At 71.1% G+C, this 19,788-nt stretch carries 16 protein-coding genes and 4 pseudogenes; 11 read left to right on the top strand and 9 right to left on the bottom strand.

Annotation, left to right across the window (positions count from 1 at the left end):
- Nucleotides 1-110: 110 nt before the first annotated feature.
- The 8 genes from EKG83_RS46985 to EKG83_RS21110 are packed head-to-tail and all read left to right on the top strand — an operon-like array spanning nucleotide 111 to nucleotide 6,401.
- The gene (locus EKG83_RS46985; RefSeq protein WP_037330439.1) at nucleotides 111-1,367 is read left to right on the top strand and encodes a hypothetical protein; all 1,257 of its coding nucleotides are present in this window, start codon (nucleotides 111-113) and stop codon (nucleotides 1,365-1,367) included.
- Nucleotides 1,364-1,708, top strand: coding sequence for a hypothetical protein (locus EKG83_RS21140; RefSeq protein WP_033429694.1), 345 nt, complete (start codon nucleotides 1,364-1,366; stop codon nucleotides 1,706-1,708). Before EKG83_RS46985 ends, EKG83_RS21140 begins: the two co-directional genes overlap by 4 nt.
- Nucleotides 1,705-2,487: an ESX secretion-associated protein EspG gene (locus tag EKG83_RS21135; protein ID WP_033429695.1), complete on the top strand. Its 783-nt coding sequence runs from the start codon at nucleotides 1,705-1,707 to the stop codon at nucleotides 2,485-2,487. Before EKG83_RS21140 ends, EKG83_RS21135 begins: the two co-directional genes overlap by 4 nt.
- A 45-nt stretch (nucleotides 2,488-2,532) precedes the next feature.
- Nucleotides 2,533-2,880, top strand: a complete 348-nt coding sequence (locus EKG83_RS21130; RefSeq protein ID WP_033429696.1) for a YbaB/EbfC family nucleoid-associated protein — start codon at nucleotides 2,533-2,535, stop codon at nucleotides 2,878-2,880.
- Nucleotides 2,877-3,200 carry a type VII secretion target gene (locus tag EKG83_RS21125; protein ID WP_033429697.1) on the top strand — a complete coding sequence of 108 codons (324 nt, stop codon included), beginning with the start codon at nucleotides 2,877-2,879 and terminating at the stop codon, nucleotides 3,198-3,200. Before EKG83_RS21130 ends, EKG83_RS21125 begins: the two co-directional genes overlap by 4 nt.
- Nucleotides 3,197-4,213, top strand: a complete 1,017-nt coding sequence (locus tag EKG83_RS21120; RefSeq protein WP_063741284.1) for a hypothetical protein — start codon at nucleotides 3,197-3,199, stop codon at nucleotides 4,211-4,213. Before EKG83_RS21125 ends, EKG83_RS21120 begins: the two co-directional genes overlap by 4 nt.
- On the top strand, nucleotides 4,210-5,340 hold the full coding sequence (locus EKG83_RS21115; RefSeq protein ID WP_033429698.1) for a serine hydrolase domain-containing protein: 1,131 nt from the start codon (nucleotides 4,210-4,212) through the stop codon (nucleotides 5,338-5,340). Before EKG83_RS21120 ends, EKG83_RS21115 begins: the two co-directional genes overlap by 4 nt.
- Nucleotides 5,337-6,401, top strand: coding sequence for an alpha/beta hydrolase (locus tag EKG83_RS21110; RefSeq protein ID WP_051765236.1), 1,065 nt, complete (start codon nucleotides 5,337-5,339; stop codon nucleotides 6,399-6,401). Before EKG83_RS21115 ends, EKG83_RS21110 begins: the two co-directional genes overlap by 4 nt.
- 43 nt (nucleotides 6,402-6,444) lie before the next feature.
- Here the strand turns inward: EKG83_RS21110 and EKG83_RS21105 are convergent, their stop codons facing one another.
- The gene (locus EKG83_RS21105) at nucleotides 6,445-7,785 is read right to left on the bottom strand and encodes an alpha/beta hydrolase (RefSeq protein ID WP_033429700.1); all 1,341 of its coding nucleotides are present in this window, start codon (nucleotides 7,783-7,785) and stop codon (nucleotides 6,445-6,447) included.
- Between the two features lie 153 nt (nucleotides 7,786-7,938).
- On the opposite strand from EKG83_RS21105, the gene EKG83_RS21100 reads away from it, so the two are divergent.
- Nucleotides 7,939-8,934, top strand: coding sequence for a methyltransferase (locus tag EKG83_RS21100; protein ID WP_033429701.1), 996 nt, complete (start codon nucleotides 7,939-7,941; stop codon nucleotides 8,932-8,934).
- Here EKG83_RS21100 and EKG83_RS21095 read toward each other — a convergent pair.
- From EKG83_RS21095 to EKG83_RS21085, 3 genes are read right to left on the bottom strand one after another with little or no spacing between them, the layout of a single operon-like run.
- Complete coding sequence (locus tag EKG83_RS21095; protein ID WP_033429702.1) at nucleotides 8,901-9,503, bottom strand: DinB family protein; 603 nt, start codon at nucleotides 9,501-9,503, stop codon at nucleotides 8,901-8,903. The genes EKG83_RS21100 and EKG83_RS21095 overlap by 34 nt on opposite strands.
- Before the next feature lie 29 nt (nucleotides 9,504-9,532).
- The gene (locus EKG83_RS21090; protein ID WP_033429703.1) at nucleotides 9,533-10,018 is read right to left on the bottom strand and encodes a pyridoxamine 5'-phosphate oxidase family protein; all 486 of its coding nucleotides are present in this window, start codon (nucleotides 10,016-10,018) and stop codon (nucleotides 9,533-9,535) included.
- Nucleotides 10,015-10,881, bottom strand: a complete 867-nt coding sequence (locus EKG83_RS21085) for an NAD(P)-dependent oxidoreductase (protein WP_033429704.1) — start codon at nucleotides 10,879-10,881, stop codon at nucleotides 10,015-10,017. Before EKG83_RS21085 ends, EKG83_RS21090 begins: the two co-directional genes overlap by 4 nt.
- 180 nt (nucleotides 10,882-11,061) lie before the next feature.
- On the opposite strand from EKG83_RS21085, the gene EKG83_RS21080 reads away from it, so the two are divergent.
- Nucleotides 11,062-11,937: a GlxA family transcriptional regulator gene (locus EKG83_RS21080; protein WP_211269053.1), complete on the top strand. Its 876-nt coding sequence runs from the start codon at nucleotides 11,062-11,064 to the stop codon at nucleotides 11,935-11,937.
- A gap of 366 nt (nucleotides 11,938-12,303) precedes the next feature.
- Here the strand turns inward: EKG83_RS21080 and EKG83_RS47990 are convergent.
- From EKG83_RS47990 to EKG83_RS21055, 5 genes and pseudogenes are all read right to left on the bottom strand, one after another.
- Nucleotides 12,304-12,558: pseudogene (locus EKG83_RS47990) on the bottom strand (integrase core domain-containing protein); the annotation flags it as partial.
- A gap of 7 nt (nucleotides 12,559-12,565) precedes the next feature.
- Nucleotides 12,566-13,911, bottom strand: a pseudogene (locus tag EKG83_RS21070) (IS30 family transposase).
- Between the two features lie 67 nt (nucleotides 13,912-13,978).
- Nucleotides 13,979-14,212 (bottom strand): annotated as a pseudogene (locus EKG83_RS49690) (DDE-type integrase/transposase/recombinase); the annotation flags it as partial.
- A 145-nt stretch (nucleotides 14,213-14,357) separates the two neighbouring features.
- Nucleotides 14,358-14,489 (bottom strand): annotated as a pseudogene (locus EKG83_RS49685) (IS3 family transposase); the annotation flags it as partial.
- A gap of 162 nt (nucleotides 14,490-14,651) precedes the next feature.
- Complete coding sequence (locus EKG83_RS21055) at nucleotides 14,652-14,957, bottom strand: transposase (protein WP_033429856.1); 306 nt, start codon at nucleotides 14,955-14,957, stop codon at nucleotides 14,652-14,654.
- Nucleotides 14,958-18,190: 3,233 nt separating this feature from the next.
- Here EKG83_RS21055 and EKG83_RS21050 point away from each other — a divergent pair.
- A complete protein-coding gene (locus EKG83_RS21050) occupies nucleotides 18,191-19,714 on the top strand; it encodes an NF041680 family putative transposase (protein ID WP_228122895.1) in 1,524 nt (507 codons plus the stop codon).
- The last annotated feature ends 74 nt before the right edge of the window (nucleotides 19,715-19,788 follow it).

Genomic DNA, 19,788 nt, shown 5'->3' with positions numbered 1-19,788 from the left:
GTCAAGGCCACCGGCCGAATATGGCCTGCCGCCGGCCTGTCCCGCCGCGCCCTCCCGCCGAGAGCATTCGTCGGCGTCGGTGAGGGCCGGCGGCGAGGAGGGGGCGCGGGGTGTCGATCGAACAACCGGTGGCGACGGGCGGGGTGAACTGGGAGGCGTACAGCCACGAGGAGCTGTACCGGATGCTGTGGCAGGAGGCCGATGTCGCCGACGTCGGCGCGGTCGCCACCGAGTGGGCGCGGCACCGCGCCGCGCTGGACGCGCACGCGGAGGTGCTGCGGGAGCAGCGGGCCGCCCTGCTCGACGGGTGGCGGGGGCGGGCGGCCGAGGATGCGGCCGACCGGCTCGGGGCGCTGGCCGCCCGGGTGGAGGGGATCGGCGAGCTGGCCGAGGCGGGTCACCGGGCCGCGCAGGAGGCCGCGGACGCGCTGGCCAGGGCCAGGGCCGTGATGCCGCCACCGCCGGGCGGCCCTGCGGCGCCGTCGGCAGGAGGGCCGTTCGCCGGAGCACCCGCCGGCCCGGCACCGTTCGGCCCGGCACCGTTCGGCCCGGCACCGTTCGGCCCGGCACCGTTCGGCCCGGGTGCCGCGACGGTCCCGGCGCTGAGCGCGTTGGCCCTGCCCGCGACACCGGCCCTGCCGACATTGCCCAGCACGCCAACCCTGCCGACCATGCCCGCGCTGCCGCCTGCGCCGTCACTGCCCTCCGTACCGCCCCTGCCCACGATCCCCCTGCCCGCGGCACCGGCCGCGTTCAGCGCGGTGGGCAGCGCCGGCTTCAGCTTCTACTTCGGCGCCGTCTCGGCGGACCAGCGGAAAGCCGAGGCGGTGCGCGCGATGCGGGCCTACGAGTCCAGCCTCGCCGGCAGCGGCCGGCTGATCGACACCGCGCGCGGCGCCATCCCCCCGCCGGCCCCGACTCCCCCGGCGGCCCCCACTCCCCCGGCCACGACCGGCACCCCGCCCGCCGGCGTGCCCTGGGCGCGCCTGCTCGGCACCGCCCCGGTCCGCACACCGCCCGCCGGCCGCGGCGCGACCGTGAACCCGGTCGTCGGGGGTGTCATCGGTTCCCCGACCCCCGACCACGGCCACGGCCGCGCCGCCCCGCTCGGCGCGGGTTCGCGCACCGGCGTGCTCACCGGCGTGATCGGCGGCCCCGGTGCGCCGACCGGCCACACCACCGCCGAACCGACACCCCGGGGAACAACCGCCCAGGCCGGCGTACTGCCGCCCCCGGGAGGCCGGCTCGGCGGCGCCGACGACGAGCGGCACGAGAACCGGATGCCGACGGTCGACCACGGCCTGTTCGACGTGGAGCCGCCGGCCTCACCGGCGGTCATCGGCGAGACGACGGGAGCGCGGCCGTGAACGCGGAGCACGGGTACCGGGTGGAGCTGGACGGCCTCCAGGCCCGGATCGCCACGCTGACCGAGCTGGGTCGGCTGACCGGCGACCTGGTGGCGAGCGTGAGCCGACTGGCCGAGCGGCAGCCGATGCTGGGCACCGCGCCGCCCGCGGTGGAGCTGGCGCGGCGGCTGCGCGCCGCGGCGGGGCGGTCCGGCCTGGCCGGTGAGGTGGCCGCGGCGGAACGCGAGGTCGAGGCGTTCCGGCGGACGTTGGCCGAGGTCGAGGCCGCCTATGCCGAGCGGGAGGCCGCCGGCGGTGCCGCCGTGCGGGCCGCCGGCGAGCCGCGCGGGGCCGCGTCGTGACCGCCGCCGTCGAGCGCGGGGCCACCTTCGGGCCCGTCGAACTGGACCTGCTCGCCACCCACGCCGGGGTGCGCTTCCCGTTCCCGCTGCGGGTGCCCTCGTCGGGTCGGACCGCACCCGAGCGGGACGCGCTGCTCGCCTCGGCCGCGCACGGGCTGTGCGCCCGCGGCCTGGCCACCGGGCGGGGACCGGTCGGCGTGGCGGACGAGCTGGTCGACGCGTTGCGCGGCCACCGGGGCGCGGTCGACCTCGTCGTGGTCGGCGCCGACGGGGTGACCGGCGCGGTGGCGATGGTCCACCGCGACCGGGCGGTGGTGTGCCGGCAGTCGCCGGACGGCGCGGTCCTGGTGACACCGGTCGGGGCCACCGCGCTGGGCGACGAGCTGGCCGCCCTGGTCCCCGCCGTCCCGGCGGCACCGGTCCTGCCGGTCACGCTGCCACCCGGCGTGGTCGACGACGCGCTGCGGCTGCTGGGCGACGCGAGCACCGGGGCCGGGACCGGCCGGCAGCTCGTGCGCGACCTGGTCCGCTCGCGCGGCGGCGACGGTGCCGCGGTCGACCGGCTGATCGACCTGCTGCCGGTCGTGCTCGGCCGGGGTCAGCTCGGGGTCGTCTGCCGCTCCGGCACCGGCCGCCCGGTCGAGCTGTCCTGGCTGGACGGCCCGCGCGGCCGGGTCCGGGTCGACCGCGGCGCCTCCGGCTGGACCAGCGTCAACCCGTTGCGGCACCACGAACTCGTCCGCGTCCTCGGTGAGGCCGCGGAGGTCGCCCGAGCCTGAGGCGACCGGGGGGAACACGACATGGCGAGAGGAAGGGGATTCGGCATGGAACCGGCTCAGTGGCTGGCGGACTACCGGGAACGCCTCGAACGCGCGGCGCACGGTGCCCGCGCGGCGAGCGCGAGCCTGCGCGAGGCCGGGGCGACGGCGACGTCGCCGCGGGGGGAGGTCAGCGTCACGGTGACCGCCGGTGGCGTGCTCGACCAGGTCACGCTGACACCGGCGGCGCGCAGGCTGGAGGTGGACGCCCTGTCCCTGCTCATCGTCGCCACCGCGCGCGAGGCGCAGCGGCTGGCCGGCGCGCGGATGGCCGAGGTGATGGCGGACTACCTCGGCGAGGGCGAGGCGCTGGCGCGGATCACCGAGCACCTGCCCGCGGAGGTCGCGCGATGAGGCCCGACACCTTCACCGCGGACCCCGAGCAGCTGCGCGCGCACGCCGGCCGGCTGGCCGGGTACGCCGACCGGCTCGCCGCCGCGGGCACCCGGCTGCCGGCCGGGCTCGGCGAGGGGGCGCTCGGCTCGTTCGCCGGGTTCCTCACCGCCGGGCTGGGCAACGCCATGGCCGGCGCGCTGGGCGCCTTCGCCGACGCGGCGGCCGCCGTGGACGACGTCGGCACCGGCCTGCGCCGGGCGGCCGACGACTACCAGCGCACCGACGACGACCGGGCCGCCGGGTTCACCGGCGTCGACCAGGACGGGGATGCCCGGTGACCGCGGCACTGACCACGCCCGAGGAGGCGTCCGACGCGACGCGGATCACCGCGCTGCTCGCCGAGCTGCGGGCCACCGGCGACGCCGTCGGCGGCCGGGAGTGGCTGTCGGACGAGCTGGCCGGTGAACCGGCCGCCCCGCTCGGCTCCCTCGGCTCGACCGAGCGCCCGCTGTCCGCCCTGGACGGCGCGGGGCTCGGCTTCCTCACCCCGATGATCTCGTTCCTGGAGGAGCCGCTGGACCAGCTGCGCGGCGACCCGGGCGCCGTCTCCGCCGGCGCGGGCGAGTTCGACTCGGCGGCCCGCGACGCGACGGCCGTGGCCGCCGAGTACCGGTCCACGGCGGGCGCGGAGACCGACGGCTGGTCGGGTCGGGCGTCGTCGGACTACCTGCGGAAGGGCACCGAGCTGGCCGACGGGGTCCTGTCCGTCGCCGAGACCTCGCTCACCGCGGCCAAGGCGCTGGTGGGTGCCGGTGAGGTGGTGGCGCAGGTCGTCGAGGTCGTCACCGGGCTGGTCGCCAAGGCGGTCGGGCAGATCGGGCCGATCATGACCAAGGCGATCGCCGAGGCGCCGGCGACGTTCGGGCAGAGCATCGCGCTGGCGATCCCGGAGTGCGTGCGGATCGCCGTCGAGTGCGGGGTGGAGATCGCCGGGAAGCTGGCCGCGCTGCTGGCCAGCGGCGAGAACCTGATCAAGCTCGTCGAGGGCGCGCTCGGGGTGCTCAAGGTGGTCAAGGAGGTCATGTCGTTCATCGGGGAGCAGAGCCAGGGCGGCAAGCCCGCCGACCCCGGCACCGCCCCGGCCACCGCACCCGCAGCACCGACCGCCGCGCCCACCCCGACCACGCAGCCCACCACGGCCCCGTCCTCTGCCCCGGCCACGCAGCCCACCACGGCCCCGTCCCCCACCACGGCCACGCAGCCCACACCGACCCCGTCCCCGTCCCCCGCCCCCACCACGACCACGTCTCCCACCACGACCCCGTCCCGGACCCCGGAGGAACCCGCATGACCGGCACACCCCGCCGAAGGCCGGCCGCCCTCACCACCGCCCTCACCGCCGCCGTCGCGCTGGCCGCCACCCTCGGCCTCACCCCGGCGACCGCGACCGCCGCACCCCAGGACCACACCGCCACCCAGGCCCTGCTCGACCGCTTCCGGTCCCAGGCCGGACCGGGCGCGGCGCTGCACGCCGGGGACCGCACCGGGGCGTGGACGCTGAGCAGCGGCACCGGGGCGGTGAACCAGAACCGCCCGATCACCGCGGCCGACCACTTCCGCACCGGCAGCCAGACCAAGACGTTCACCGCCGCCGTGGTGCTCCAGCTCGTCGACGAGGGCTCGGTCGAGCTGGACGCGCCGATCGGCCGCTACCTGCCCGGCGTGGTCACCGGCAACTACGACGGCAACGCCATCACCGTCCGCCAGCTCCTCCAGCACACCAGCGGCCTCGTCCGGGACGTCCGCGACGCCGCGGCCAACCCGGACGGCTCCTACTCCCTGGCCGAGCTGGTCCGGTCGGCGATGGACGAGCCGGCGCAGTTCCCGCCCGGCACGGGCCAGGGGTACTCCAACGTCGCCTACCTGGTGCTCGGCCTGCTGGTCGAGCGCGTCACCGGCCGCCAGGTCGGCACCGCGATCACCGAGCGGGTCATCACGCCGCTGGGGCTGGCCGACACGTCGTTCCCGGCGCCGCGGGCGCGCACCCTGGCCGACCCGTACCTGCCGGGCTACGTCGGCGGCAGGCTGGGCCCGTTCTTCTTCTGGCTGGACCAGACCACCGCCGTCGAGCTGTCGTTCTGGAGCAGCGCCGGCGCGATGGCGTCCACGCTGGAGGACACCGCGGCGTTCTACCGGGCCCTGCTCGACGGCGAGGTCGTCTCGGCGGCCGCGCTGGCCGAGATGCGGCGCACCTCACCGCGGTCCGAGAACTACGGGCTGGCCCTGTCCCGGGTACCGCTGTCGTGCGGCGGCGTAGCGTGGGGGCACAACGGCATCCTGGCCACCGGCCACAACTCGATGACCCTGGTCACCGACGACGGCCGGTTCGCGTCGCTGGTCACCAACACCAACCTCGTCAACGCCACGCCGTCCGCAGTGGACGTGCTGGACTCCGCGCTGTGCGAGGGCCGGTCGTGAGGCGGCTGACCGCGCTCGCGGTCGCCGCGGTGCTCGGCCTGCCCGCCACCGGGTCGACCGCGTCGGCGGCCGGCGCGCCGCCGGTGTTCAGCGACGGGCACGGGCTGACCGTGGTGGCGCAACCCAGGTGGGTGGACCAGAACGAGCGCACGTTCGTGTTCACCGTGCGCACCGCCCAGGTGCCCGCGTACTCGGTGCTCCCGGGCCAGGTGTCCGGAGAGCACACGATCGTGGTGACCCTGCCGGAGGACTACGCCGACTCGGGCACCACCCGCTACCCGGTGCAGTACCACCTGCACGGCCACCCGGACCGCCCGGACACCGCCTGGAACCAGCGGTTGTTCGAGGAGCCCACGGCCGGTGTCCCGCTGATCACGGTGGCGCCCAACGGTTCCGGCCGCGGCTGGTACACCAACTGGGTCAACCCGCCGGCCGCGCTGGCGCCGCAGAACTGGGAGAACTTCCACCTGGACCAGGTGATCCCGTTCATCGACGCGAACCTGCGGACGATCCCGACCCGGGACGGCAGGGCGATCTCGGGGCACTCGATGGGGGGTTTCGGCGCGTTCCACTACGCCGAGCACCGGCCGGAGCTGTTCGGCTACGTCGGCAGCTTCTCCGGCGGGCTGGACCTGCTGAGCCAGGAGCAGCGGGTGGCGGTCGTGGCCACCACGCAACTGGCCGGCAGCGGCACCCCGACCGTGCCCGTCGACGCCGTCTTCGGCCCCCCGGTCTGGCCGCTGGACGGCGTGTGGAACGCGGAGAGCCCGGCCCAGCACGTGGGCCCGCTGCGCGGCACGGGCGTCGCGATGTACACCGGCAACGGCGGCGACCTGCTCGTGGACCCGATCCAGGCGGTGACCGAGAACCGGGCGCGGGCGACCAACGTCGTCACCCGCGACCACCTGGTCGCCGCGGGCATCCCGCACACCTTCGTCGACTACGGCGACGGCAGCGGCTGGGCCGAGGGCTGCACCGGCAAGCACGCCCAGCTGCCCTGCCTGCTGGCCGACATGGACCACTTCGTGTCCCTGCTCATGGCCAACCTGACCCACCCGTGAACCGCGGGGGCGGCCCCGCACGCGCGGGGCCGCCCCCGCGCGGTCAGCAGGTCCGGTCGCGGGCCGGCGCGGTGCCGAGCAGGTGGGCGTCCGCGGCGGTCCGCGTGCACTCGTTGGCGTGGTAGACCCCGTGCCCGGGACCGTCGAACGTGACCAGGTGCGAGCCCCTGGCCTGCCGCCGCGCGTTGCGCGCCCACTCGTAGGGCGTGGCCACGTCGTAGCGGCTGGTCAGCAGGAGCAGCGGCGGCGCCTGGTCGACGTCGAGGCGGTGCGGCGGGTTGCTCGGCCGGTCGGTGTACCCGACGCAGGTGGCCGCCTCCTCGTGCCCGAGGTACGTGCCGCGCAGCGTGGGCGCCGCGCGCAACTCGGCCTCGCGCAGCGCCCGGTACTCGTCGAAGTCCTCGAACCGCAGCGCGAAGTCCTGGCACACCACCGCGTACCGCAGCGAGTCGTAGTTCGGCTCGAAGTCCGTCCGCGCGGCGCCGACCTCCGCGATGAGCGACGCCAGCCCCTCCCACGCACCACCGCGGATCTCGGAGAACGCCCACTGGACCAGGTTGCGCTGCCCCAACCCGGTCCCGTCCGCGGCGGCCAGGGCCCTTTCCCAGGCCGCGTGGACGTCCTGCCCGTGCAGGACGCACGCGGTGTCGGCGGCGCACCACGCGGCGAACGCCCCGAACGCCTCCTCCACGGCCCGCGCCCGGTCCAGCACGAAGCGCCGCAGGTCCGCGCTGTGGTCGATCACCCCGTCCAGCACCATCGACCGCACCCGCGGCCCGAACAGCTCCGCGTACTGCTGGCCCAGCAGCGTGCCGTAGGAGATGCCGTAGAAGCTGATCCGCCGCTCCCCCAGCGCTTCGCGCACCGCGTCCAGGTCGCGCGCCGAGCGGGCGGTGTCCACGTGGTCGAACACCGGGTTGCCGGCGCGGCAGTCCTCGCGCACCGCCAGGTTGTGCCGGGCCAGCGCGGCGAACGCGGCCTCGTCCGTTGGGTCGTCACCGGGGTTGCGCCCCATCAGCTCGGAGGAGCAGCGGATCGCCGAGCTGCCGTTCGTGCCCAGCTGGTCGAACCCCACGACGTCGAACCGGGCCCGCACCCCGGCGCTCAGGTAGGGCGCGCGGGCGAACTCCGCACCGGACCCGCCGGGGCCGCCCGCGTCGACGAACACCACGCCGATCCGGCGCGCCGGATCGGTGGCGCGCACCCGCGACACGGCCAGCTCCACCTTCGGCGCGTGCGGGTTCGCCCAGTCCAGCGGGACGGTCACCGCGCCGCACTCGGCGGTCGGCTGGTCGGGGCAGGGCTGCCAGGCGATCGCCGCCTGCGCCTCGGGTGCGACCACCAGCAGGCTCGCGGCCAGCGCGGTGACGAGCAACGTTCGCACGACGTACCCCCAACGTGAGCAGAGGCGTGCAGTGTGGCCGGGGCGGGGAGCAGGGGCAAGCCTTCGCGCCACCAGCCCGTACTTTCGGGCAGGCCCCACGTGAGACCGAATTCGGGGAAATCGCCTTTGACGCACCTGACACAGTGGATTTTCGTGGGAAGATCAGAAGAAGCGAACGACATCCTCCGCCTCGCCGACCTGGCCACCCCGATGGCGCTGCGGGTCGCGGTGACCCTGGGCCTGCCCGACCGGCTGCGCCACGACGGTGTGCCCACCGGCGAGTTGGCGGCCGAACTCGACGTCGACCCGGTCGCGCTCGACCTCCTGCTGGACCACCTCGCAACCCTGGGGATCGTCGAACGCACCCCCACCGGCTGCAAGACGACCGCGCACGGCGCGCAGCTGTGCGTCGACGCCGGCAACGGCCTGAGCGACCTGCTGGACGTCAACACCGCCGGCGGCCGCGGCGAACTGGCGTACGTCGAACTCGCCCACAGCATCCGCACCGGCCGGGCCGCCTACCCGCGCCGCTACGGGCAGGACTTCTGGGCCGACCTGGCCGAGCAGCCGCGCCTGCGCGAGTCGTTCGACCGGCAGATGACGCACCGGTTCCACGAGCAGCTCCCGCGCATCGTCGTCGGCTTCGACTGGTCCCGCTTCCCCACCCTCGTCGACGTCGGCGGCGGCCAGGGCAGCCTGCTCGCCGCGATCCTCACCGCGAACCCGGCGATGCGCGGCCACCTCGTCGACCTCGGGGCGACCGCCGCCGACGCCCGCCGCACCTTCGCCGCCCACGGCCTGGCGGACCGGGCCGAGGTGACCGCGGGCAGCTTCTTCGACCCGCTCCCGGCCGGCGCGGACGCCTACCTGCTGTTCGACATCCTCCACGACTGGGACGACGAGCACGCCGGCCGCGTCCTGGGCCGCTGCGCCGAGGCCGCCCGCCCGGCCGGGCGGGTCCTGGTCCTCGAAGGGGTCGCGGGGCGGCTGGCCGACAGCCGGAGCAGCCTGACCATGCTCGCCGTCTTCGGCGGCCGCGAGCGCCGGCTCGACGAGTTCCGCGCGCTCGCCGCGCCGCACGGCCTGGTCCTCGCCTCCGCGACCGACCTGACCGATCAGCGCTGCCTGCTGGAGTTCCGGTCCGGGTGACCGGACGCGGCCCGGGCGGCGCGTTCGACCTCGGCGTGCCGGCGCGCCCAGAAGGCCGCGTCCTTCTGCTGGGCGGTGCCGTCGAGCGCCGTCGCGCCGTCGAGCCGTTCGCGGAGGATGTCGGCGTGCCCGGCGTGCCGGTTGGTCTCGGTGAGCACGTGCACCAGGACGTTGAACAGGACCACGTCGGGGCGCGGCCACCACGGCACGTGGCCGGGCGCGTCGACGGCGAGGGCGTCGATCGTCGCGTCGGCGTGGTCCCACACCCGCCGGTACCGGTCGACGATCCCGGCGCGCGTCTCGTGCTCGGTCGCCCACATGTCGGTGCCGCGCGCGGACAGGTCGTCCCACCGGGGCGGGGGTTCGGGGAACGGGCGGCCGAACACCTCGCCGAAGTACCTGGCCTCCGCGGTGGACAGGTGCTTGACCAGGCCGAGGAGGTTGGTCCCGGTGGGGGTCAGCGGGCGGCGCGCGTCGTACTCGGACAGCCCGTCGAGCTTGGCGACCACCGCCTGGCGCACCTCGCGCAGGTCGTCGTGCAGGTAGGTCTTCGCGTGCGCGTCGATCACGCGGCCCGAGCCTACCGACCCCGCGCCGGTCACCCCGCCTGCCCGGCCCGCCAGATGCGGCTGTGCAGGTCGCGCCCCCGGATCACCTGCACGCGCCACGGCGTCAGGCGGAGCACGTGCAGCTCGGGATCGGACGGCGACTCCCAGAAGCTGCCCAGCGGGTAGCCGGCACCGGGCGGGCTGGTCCGGCGGTAGAGCTCCCAGACGTGCTCCTTGGTGGGCGGGGCGTCGTCCCACTCGGCGACGGCGTCGACGGCGACCGAGTCGTTGCCCGGTGCCCAGTAGGAGAAGCTGGTGTGCGGGTTGCCCGCGAGGTGCGCGGCCTTGACCGGCGTCCGGTAGGTGGCCAGCCAGCCGAGCGGGGCGCCGCCGACCGTCTCCCACACCGGGATCAGCACGCGCGTCCGCGGCCGGTCGCGCGCGTCGACGGTGACCATCGTGGCGTAGTTGATCGCGCCGATGTAGTTGTTGAACTCGGCCTCCAGCTCACCGAAGTCGGACACCACCGAACTCACGCCGCACCCCTCAGCGACTCGACGGCGCGCGCCAGGCTGACCGCACCGTGCCCGGCGGCGACCTGCCGGTCGACCAGCTCCTTGAGCGGCGTGAGCGTGTCGGTCGGGACGCCCAGCGACCGGCTGGCCCGCAGGATCGTGTCGAGCCCGGCCTGGTTCATCGCCAGCCCCGACTCCTCGGTGCCGTAGTCCCCGCTGTCGATCTCCGCGGCGAAGACGGACAGCACCGGGAAGACGTCCGCCAGCCACGACTTCAGCATCGGGGTCAGCTCGGCGGCACGCACCCCGGCGGCCCGCGCCATCTCCGCGGCGTGCAGGAACCCGCCGAGCATGCCGTACATCCCGGCGAGGATCGCCACGTCGTAGCCGGAGGCGAGCCCGGCGTCCGGGCCGAGGAAGGTGCCCCTGCCCAGCAGCCCCAGCGGCGCCCGCCAACGCCGGTAGACCTCCTCCGAACCGCTGTAGTTGATCGACGACTCGGCGGTGCCGATCGTCTGCGGCACCGCGTACACGGCGCCGTGGAGGTAGCGGGCCCCGTGCTCGTCGGCCCAGTCGGCCAGTTCCCGCGCCTCCTGCGGACCACCGGAGGTGAGGTTGACCAGCGTGCGCCCGCGCACCGCGTCGGTCAGCACCTCGCGCACGGCGGCGGCGTCCAGCAGCGCGATGACGACGAGTTCACCGGCCCCGATCGCCTCACCCGCCGTCGCAGCGGCCGTCGCACCCCCTGCGACGAGCGCGTCGGCCTTGGCCGCGGACCGGTTCCAGACGGTGGTGGGGTGGCCGTGGCGCAGGAAGGTGGCGGCCAACGCGCGCCCCAGGTTGCCGAGCCCGATGACGGTGACCGGTTCAGGTGCTGTGCTCATGCGTCCAGGTTCGCGGTCCAGCGCGGACGCCGCCAGTGGCACCGGTGACGGTGACCGCCAAATTCGTGCCATACGATGGCGATCATGAGCGCTGGTTCGGTCGCCCTCGTCGTGCCCGCGGAGATCGGCTTCGCGTTCTGGGACCTGTACGAGCTGAGCATCCCCGCCACGGTCTTCGGCATGCCCCAACCCGACCTGGCCGACCCCTGGTACGACCTGCGGATGTGCCGGACGGGCCCGGCGGGCAGCGGACCGGGTTTCGCCCTGAACACCGGTTACGGCATCGACGACATCGTCGGCGCCGACACCGTCATCGTGTCGTCGGTACCGGACGACGTCGTCGACGAGGGAAAGCCCGCGCCACCCGAACTGATCACCGCCCTGCGCCGCGCGTACGACGCGGGTGCCCGCGTGGTGTCCCTGTGCAGCGGCGCCTTCGCCCTGGCCGAAGCAGGTCTGCTGGACGGCCGCCGCGCCACCGCGCACTGGATGCACACCGACCGGTTGGCCGAGCGCTACCCGAAGGTGCGGGTCGACGACTCGGTGCTGTACGTGGACGACGGTGACGTGCTGACCAGCGCGGGGATGACCGCGGGGCTGGACCTGTGCCTGCACCTGGTGCGGCGGGACCTCGGCGCGCACGTCGCGAACCAGTTGGCGCGCCGGATGGTCGTGCCGGCGCACAGGCCGGGCGGGCAGGCGCAGTTCATCGACCTGTCGGTGCCCGCTTCGGACGACCGGGGCCTGGCCCCCGTGCTGGACTGGGCCCGCGCGAACCTCGACCGGCCGTTGGCGGTCGACGACCTGGCGCGGCGGGCGTCGATGAGCCGCCGGACCTTCTACCGGCGGCTTCAGCAGGCCACCGGTACCACGCCGTTGCGGTGGTTGCTGAACCAGCGGCTCGTGCGGGCGCAGAGCCTGTTGGAGGCCACTGACCTGCCGGTGGAGAAGGTGGCGGAGCTGAGCGGGCTGGGGACGGCCAACAACCTGCGGCACCACTTCTTGAGGCAGGTCGGGGTTTCGCCCGGGGAGTACCGGGGGGCGTTTTCGCGGTAGGGGTGGGCTGGTGGTCCCGCCTGGCGGGACACGGGTGGGGGCTTGTAGCGTTGCGGGCTCGGGTCAAGTGAACGGGAACTGGCGCATGGCGCTGTGAAGTCGCTGGTCGGCAAGTGTCTTCCCCACGCGAGCGGGGGTGGTCCGTCGTCGCCCAACTACACCTCGCCGGTCTCATCTTCCCTGCGCGAGCGGGGGTCCTACCTAGCGAACGTGAGAGCTACAGGCAGGTTTGTCTTCCCCATTTTTGCGGATCACCAACAAGATCACTACACCATAAGGGTGTACTTGAGGGGACTTTACCCCTGATGTTGGACACGGGGTTATGCGGCGTGGGTTACGCGTAGCCGGTGTCGGTAGCAGGCTGTTCTCGTAGTCGATCGGGGATGTCTGGCCGAGGTGAGAGTGGCGTCGTCGGGTGTTGTAGCGGTGCGCCCAGCCGAACAGAGCCAGTCGTGCTTCCCTTGCACTGCCCCAACTTTGGGCGCCTTGGAGGGTTTCGCGTGTGAAGGAGGCGTTGAGGCTTTCGGCGGCGGCGTTGTCCGCGGAACTGCCCACCGCGCCCATGGACCGAGTCACTCCGGCTTCACGGCAGGCGTCGGCGAAGGATTTGGTGCCGTATTGGGTGAGTTCAACCGGTGGATGCAACACCGGGCTGTTGAAGTGAGCGTAGCTGCTCTTCGAAAACCTCGGCAGGGGTCTTCCAGCCGAGGATCTTGCGGGGCCGGTTGTTGACCGCCAGTGCGACGGCTTCGAGGTCTTCGGCGGACCAGCGGGAGAGGTCGGTGCCTTTGGGGAAGTACTGGCGCAGCAGCCCGTTGGTGTTCTCGTTCGTCGGCCGTTGCCAGGGCGAGTGCGGGTCGGCGAACTACACCTTGGTCCCGGTCTCGAGCGCGAACCGGGCGTGTCCGGAGAGTTCCTTGCCGCGGTCCCGGGTGAGCGTCTTTCGTAGCTGCTCGGGCAGTTGCGTCATCGAGGCCGTGAGCGCGGCGTTCATCGCGACGGCGCCGTAGCCGCCGAGCGAGGGGCCGTTGTTCACCGGCGGCCTCTCGCCCCATCCCTCCAGGCGCGGCAGGTGCACCAGGAGTGTGGAACGGCTCGAGCGCTCGACGAGCGTGCCGATCGCGGACCGTCCGGTGCCGATGATCAGGTCACCCTCCCAGTGCCCGGGCACCGCACGATCCGCGGCCTCGGCCGGGCGCTCGGAGAGGACCACGTCGGCGGTGACGTGCCCTCGCGGCTTATTCCGCGCCCTGGCCCGCGGCTCGCGCAGCGCGCGTCCGGTGCGCAGACACGCGACGAGCCCACGCTTGAGGGCACCGCGTCCCTGGATGAACAACGCCTGGTAGATCGCCTCGTGGCTGATCCGCATGGACTCGTCATCGGGGAAGTCGAGCCTGACGCGGTGGCTGATCTGTTGCGGGCTCCAGGCCGTCGCCCAGTGCCGATCCGCTCGGTGGGGCTTCATCTTGCGCCCTTTCCACTCGGCTGCGCCCGGCCCTGCCACGACCGTGCCGTCAGCGCCGCGCAGAGTGCCGTCCAGACGCTCCCGGACGTACTCGCGCAGCCGGTCGTTGGTGACGACCTTGGAGACCTTCGGGCGCCTGGCGGCCTGCTGTGCCTTCCACTGGGCGACCGTCGCGCGGTAGTCCCGCCGCGCGTGGCGGCGTTGCGGCGCAGTTCACGGGAGATCGTCCCCGGGTCCCGCTGCAGAGAGCGGGCGATCCGGCGCACCCCGGCGCCCTTCGCACGCAGGATCGCGATCTCCTCGCGCTCCTCGAACGTCAGGTAGCGGCCCGCAGGCTCAGCCAGCGAGATCGGCGGCATGCCGCCAGCATGACGAAACCGGCGGGTACCCACCGGCCACGACACGCCGACCGCCAACGACGCCTCCACCGTCGTGACCCCCGTGGCGATCAGCCGCCAGAACCAGCGTTGCACCACCCGTGACGGGTCCGGCCGGCCAGGCGAGCGCATCGCCGGCCGAAGTGCCCGATCAGCACGCCACTGCCGACGCAAACCCTCGGGAACATCACTGGTCTTCTTACTCCAGTCCGCCGTCACCACGTCGCACACATCCAAGATCAGGATGTTGCGACGACCAGTTGAATCCACCCTGCGCCCCGTGATCGCCGTGGAAGATCGCCCCGGCCAGGCTTCCACGTGTCCGCTCCGCCGCGTGCAGGGCGTCGAGGACCAGGTCGACGCACATGTGGTCGGCCACGGCCCAGCCGACCAGGCGACGCGAGCACAGGTCCATCTCCGTGGCCAGGCAGAGGAAACGTGCCGTCGACGATCGGCAGGTACGTTATGTCGCCGACGTAGTGGGTGTTGAGAGTGTCGGCGGTGAAATCACGTGTGAGTAGGTCGGAGGCCTTGACCGTGGCGGGGTCGACCGTGGTGGTGCGGTGCCGGCGGCGCAACCGCAGCCCGACCAACCCGACCCCGCGCATCACCCGGGCGACGCGCTTGTGGTTGACGCAGTCTCCGGTGTCGTGCAGTTCGGCGGTAACCCGTGGGACGCCGTAGGTACCCGCCGACCCGCGGTGGATCACCCCGGATACGGGCGGCCAGGCGCGCGTCGTCCGCGACCCGGGCCGCACGATCGGCCGTGGTGGCCATCCAGCGGTAGTAGCTGGACCGGGCGACCCCGATGACCTGGCACAACCGCTTCACGCCATACCGGCGTCGGTTTTCGGAGACGAACCCGAAGCGGTTCACCAGCACGTCTCCCCCGCGAAATACCGGGCCGCCTTGCGCAGAATGTCGCGTTCCTCCTCCAACTCGCGGATCCTTTTGCGCAGGGCGGCGTTCTCGTCTTCCGGCGAGACCGGCGCCGGGGCGCTCGCCGTGGCGGCGGGCGCCCCGGTGCGCTGTCCGTCGTCGAGCCGGATCCAGTTGCGCAGCGTCTCGTGGTTGACTCCGAGATCCCGGGCCACCGATTTGATCGTCGCGCCGGGGCGGGACCGGTAGAGCGCGACCGCCTCGGCCCGAAACTCCGGCGGGTAGTGCTTCATCACCATCTGAACGGGACTCCTGTCCGTCAGGATCGTCAGGATCCAAGTGTTTCTGGTGTCCAACATCCAGGGTCAAGTCCCGCCCTCCAAGGCGCCCAAACCTGGAGCAGCGCAAGGGAGACACGGCTCGCGGCCTTCGGCTGGCTGCACCGCTACAACACCCGACGCCGCCATTCCCACCTTGGCCAGACGTCCCCGATCGACTACGAGAACAGCCTCCTACCGACATCGGCTACGCTGACCCACGCCGCATAACCCAGTGTCCACCATCCGGGGTGAAGGCCCAGGTAATCAGTGGGCCCAGTCCTGGACGGACGCTAGAGCGATGATCACCCGCGCAGCCACACCGGTTCCTTCGCGGTTCTGGTATTCCGCTGAAACCTCCAGCCCTCCGTCCACGATCTTCACGCCGTCGCGCCCACTGCATCGTGCAGCCATGCAGAGACAGCCGCGATCCCGACTGCCGCCTTCAGCTCGGAAGTCGCGGGATATCGCAGTGACGGCAACGCGAGCAGTCGACCACTCCGTCGGAACCGAACGGCCGGATCCACGTTGTGGGGCTGACGACGAAATCGGTTCGGTCGAACCGACGGTTTGCCATCCGGTCGTAGCGAAGTCCTGGGGCGCCCAGACCGCCCGGCGGGACATGGTGCCAGGCGGGTGATCTGTGTGCCAGCAGTAGGACTACCGGTCCGCGAGCCGGTACAACCGTGCATGACCGGATCGACGCTCGGGCCGTTCGGAGGCCAGCATGGTGGTTGCAAGGCAGGTGATCCCTCGCACGATCGTCGTGGTCGACGTGGAGGGCTTCGGCGATCCGCGCCGCACCCTACCCCACCAACTGGGCACCCGTGCGGGCCTGTACCGGACCGTCACCGGCGCCCTGCACGCAGCTGCGGTGCCGTGGGAGGCGTGCTACCACGAGGACTGTGGCGACAGCGTGCTCGTCCTTATCCCGCCGGAATACGCCAAGGCGCTGCTGGTCGAGGTGATGCCCGAGGCGTTGGCGCGAGCGCTGCGCGCACAACGACACCAACCCCGCCGCGCAACGCGCGCGATTACGCATGGCCGTGCACGCCGGCGAAGTGGCCTTCGACGGCCACGGCGCCACCTCCCTGACCACCGCCTTCCGACTGCTGGACGCGCCGTCGGTACGCACGGCGCTTAAGGAGTCGCCCAGGTTGGCCACGCTGGTGGTCTCGCGCTGGGTCTTCGACGAGGTGGTCCGTCATTTCGGGTGCTCGACCCCGCGACGTTCCGGCCGATGCCGGTGCGGGCGAAGGAGCTGCGAGACACCGCCTGAATCGCCTTGCCCGACCACTCCTACTCACCAAGATCAGCCCTCATCTTCAAACCTACACCCCAATACTACAATCAAGGTCATTGCATATGAACATATCCGGCGTGCCGAATTTTCTAGACAAGATGCTACGTGGCCGAACCGAGAGGCTCGCCATAACAGGCCTCTTGATAACCGCTATAGGCACTTCCTCTAGTGCAATATTCTCTTGGCATTTACTCCTGCAGATTCTTTATATAGAAAAACCCACAGGCTTGAAGTGGGCAACATACATGATTTTGAACACTCTGTCACTCTGGACATCAAACGAAGGACGACGAACCTTACTGCTCGCACGCAGACATCGAGCATCCATGCCAATTTCCATGCCCGTCGAGGATGTCAACTTTGTCCTATACCTAAGAGGCTTCAAGGAGGACGCCAGTCGCGGCGACACAGAGATTTTCGCACCGTTAAGCATACATCAACATTCGCCACTTGGACTTATTTACTCTCTATTCGCACACGGCAAAACTGGCGAAGAGCATTTAGTTAAGAGTCTACGACGCATAGGACCGGTAATTACAGTGGGCACTCCTGGCGAAAAACTGCCCCCAGTCGGCGCCGGACGCCTACAGATGTCGCCACATTCGTGGCAAGATGAGGTTCGCAACCTTATGCGACGAGCAAGATTAGTTGTTCTCGCGATGGATCCGACCCCCGGGACGTTGTGGGAGTTCGTCGAAGCGACTTACACAATAGCACCCCAACGGTTAATACTACTAGTTCCACCAGATTCCAAAACTTATGAAACTTTTCGTAGAATGTCACATAAACTACTAAGAAAAAAGTCTACTGCACTTTTCCGTCGAACCGGCAAGCGATGGCCCCCTCCGAAATTGCCTTACATTCCCTCGATTGAACGCCCGACAAGCATGTCCCAACTGAGCGGCACGACCTTCTATAGCGCCGTGATTCACTTCCCTTCAATCCGGGAATCTCGAATTAATAAATTCGAGCCTTTACCGCTGGAGATATTCGGAATCGTTGGACCATCTCTACAGAAAGCACTACGACCCGCACTTAAAAATCTACTTGATTTCGAGCGCACCGTCGCTCGCCATCATTAGCGAGCTAAGCATCAACAACTCATGCTCCTTCCTCATATTGCAGAACCAGTCGCCGCAGTCCGGCACATACCCCTTCGATGACAGCATCACCGAAGGAGAGTTTGTGAGTACCGGGGATAAGGTCCATTAAGTTAACGAAGTACCTGTCGTGATCCCGAACATCCGAGCAGACTCCTCCCATTAAGACACGGATCACCGTGCCGCCGGACATTCTACACGATGATGTGTCGAGCAATCTCGACCTGCTCACTCATGAAGCTGCACCCCCCTGGGAACTCGTCGGACAATCGGACACTAACCAGTTCCGTCACCGTGTCCGACCGCGGTAACCCGCCGATCGGCCATTCCCCTCGTAGCCCACACCTTGCTCCACGCTGACACCGCCGACCCTGGATGCGCAGTGGTCCGCCGCCACACCGTCACCCGACACGGCAGCGGATGTACGCAGGCCCAATACCACCTTCGCCTTCAAACGCCCACGTGTGACCAGCGGCCAGAATGTCACCAGAACCGATTGCGACCCAAAGGCTCCCCCGCCAGATCATGTTCTGGACGCCCGCTGCGAGTCCTACCCACGCTGTGAACTGTCGGGGCGCCATGCCACCTTCGGCGCGCAGGTCACGGCCGTGTGGCGCAGGCGTGCAGCGTCCAGCCGCTCCACCGTGAACAACTCATCGCCAGTAGAAACGTTCGCAGAACTGCGACCACTAGCTTGAGTTTCAACCTCTGAGGGGTCGGCTGACACCCTGGTTGATCACGAGTGAAGCCCTTGATTGATCATTCTTCTTGCGACAGAAAGAAGATCGAACCAAGGGCTTCAGTTGATCAGTGTGCACCATGCCCGTGACGCCGGTGCGGCCGGGGAGCTGTCCGAGTTGCGACAGGAGTACTACCGGTGCCTGACCCGGCGGACGGACGCCTTGTTCGAGCTGACCGACGCGGTGTTGTGCACCGACGGGCCGGTCCGCTCGATCGCGGAGTTGTCGTTCACAGGCGAGCATCGCCGCGGGCATGGCAGTGGCTATGCCGCGCTGGCACGAGGGCGTGTCGACATCGACAGGTTGCGGACAGCGCTGACTGCGGTGTCGCTGCCTCGTGCCGCGGATGGCCGGCTGGTGCTGGCGGTGGACGTGACCTGCTGGCTGCGCCCGGAGGCACACACCTGCCCGCAGCGGATCCTGTGTCACACCTACGGCCGGGGCAAGGACCAGCACATGATGGTCCCGGGCTGGCCCTACTCCATCGTCGTCGCCCTGGAAACCGGGCGTCACTCGTGGACCGCGCCGCTGGACGCGGTCCGGCTCGCGCCCGGTGACGACGCCGCGAGCGTGACCGCCCGACAGATCAGAAACGTGGTGGCCCGACTGATCGCCGCCGGGCACTGGTCGCCGGGTGATCCGGAGATTCTGCCGGTCGCCGACGCAGGCTACGACGGACCGCGACTGGCGCACGTGCTGGCCGATCTCTCGATCGCGGTGCTGGTGAGGATGCGGTCGGACCGGGTCCTGCGCCGCCCGGCCCCGCCTCATCCGCCCGGCACGAGGGGCAGGCCCTGCCGCCACGGCGGCGAGTTCGTCTTCGGCGACCGGGCCACCTGGGCCGAGCCGGAGATCACCAGCGAGACCACCACCCGACTCTACGGCCCCGCGCTGGTCCGGGCCTGGGACCGGCTGCACCCACGGTTGACCCACCACATCGCCTGGGCCGCCCATGACGGGGAGCTGCCGATCCTGGAAGGCACCGTGATCTGGCTGCAGGTCGAGCGTCTGCCCTCGGGCGCGATTCCAAAACCCGTGTGGCTCTGGCACTCCCGCACCGGCCTCACCCGCGCCGAGGTCGATCTGACCTGGCAGGCGTTCCTGCGCCGCTTCGACATCGAGCACACCTTCCGCATGCTCAAGCAAACCCTCGGCTGGACCACCCCGAAACTGCCCTCACCCGACGCGGCCGACCGCTGGACCTGGTTACTGCTGGCCGCCTACACCCAGCTCCGCCTCGCCCGCAAACTTGCCACCGACCTGCGTCGCCCCTGGGAGAAACCCCGGCCGACCCAGCGACTGAGCCCGTCACGGATCCGCCGGGGTTTCGGAACCTACGTCCACAACTGGCCTGTCCGGCCCGTGTCCCGAAACCCTCTCGACCCGGCCCGGGACGCCCCACGGGACTGTCCAACCACCAGCCCGCGGCACGCCACGACGTCCACACCGTCACCAGCACAAACAAGCAGAAACCCACACGCGGCAGGAAGACCAAGTCGAGCAACCCATGACCCCGCCGAACAGGTTAAAACTCAAGCTAGGAGGTCTATGAACCGTGTATGCCAGCCCTGTGCAGGTGGCGCACGACCGAGTTGAGGGTGCGGTCACCACGCCGCCAGGTTGTCGGTGCCTCCGGTGTGTCGGTGTCTCGGTGTACTGTGGCCCGCCAT

The sequence above is a fragment of the Saccharothrix syringae genome (assembly GCF_009498035.1).
In the GTDB taxonomy this organism is placed as follows: Bacteria; Actinomycetota; Actinomycetes; order Mycobacteriales; family Pseudonocardiaceae; genus Actinosynnema; species Actinosynnema syringae.
This window is presented reverse-complemented; position numbering and strand designations above follow the sequence as displayed.

What these genes read in the sequence shown, in the direction of transcription:
- EKG83_RS21125 (WP_033429697.1), top strand. Translation starts at nt 2,877, where the DNA reads ATGAGGCCCGACACCTTCACCGCGGACCCCGAGCAGCTGCGCGCGCAC.
- EKG83_RS21055 (WP_033429856.1), bottom strand. Translation starts at nt 14,957, where the DNA reads ATGGTGATGAAGCACTACCCGCCGGAGTTTCGGGCCGAGGCGGTCGCG.
- EKG83_RS21080 (WP_211269053.1), top strand. Translation starts at nt 11,062, where the DNA reads ATGCCCCAACCCGACCTGGCCGACCCCTGGTACGACCTGCGGATGTGC.
- EKG83_RS21085 (WP_033429704.1), bottom strand. Translation starts at nt 10,881, where the DNA reads ATGAGCACAGCACCTGAACCGGTCACCGTCATCGGGCTCGGCAACCTG.
- EKG83_RS21130 (WP_033429696.1), top strand. Translation starts at nt 2,533, where the DNA reads ATGGAACCGGCTCAGTGGCTGGCGGACTACCGGGAACGCCTCGAACGC.
- EKG83_RS21115 (WP_033429698.1), top strand. Translation starts at nt 4,210, where the DNA reads ATGACCGGCACACCCCGCCGAAGGCCGGCCGCCCTCACCACCGCCCTC.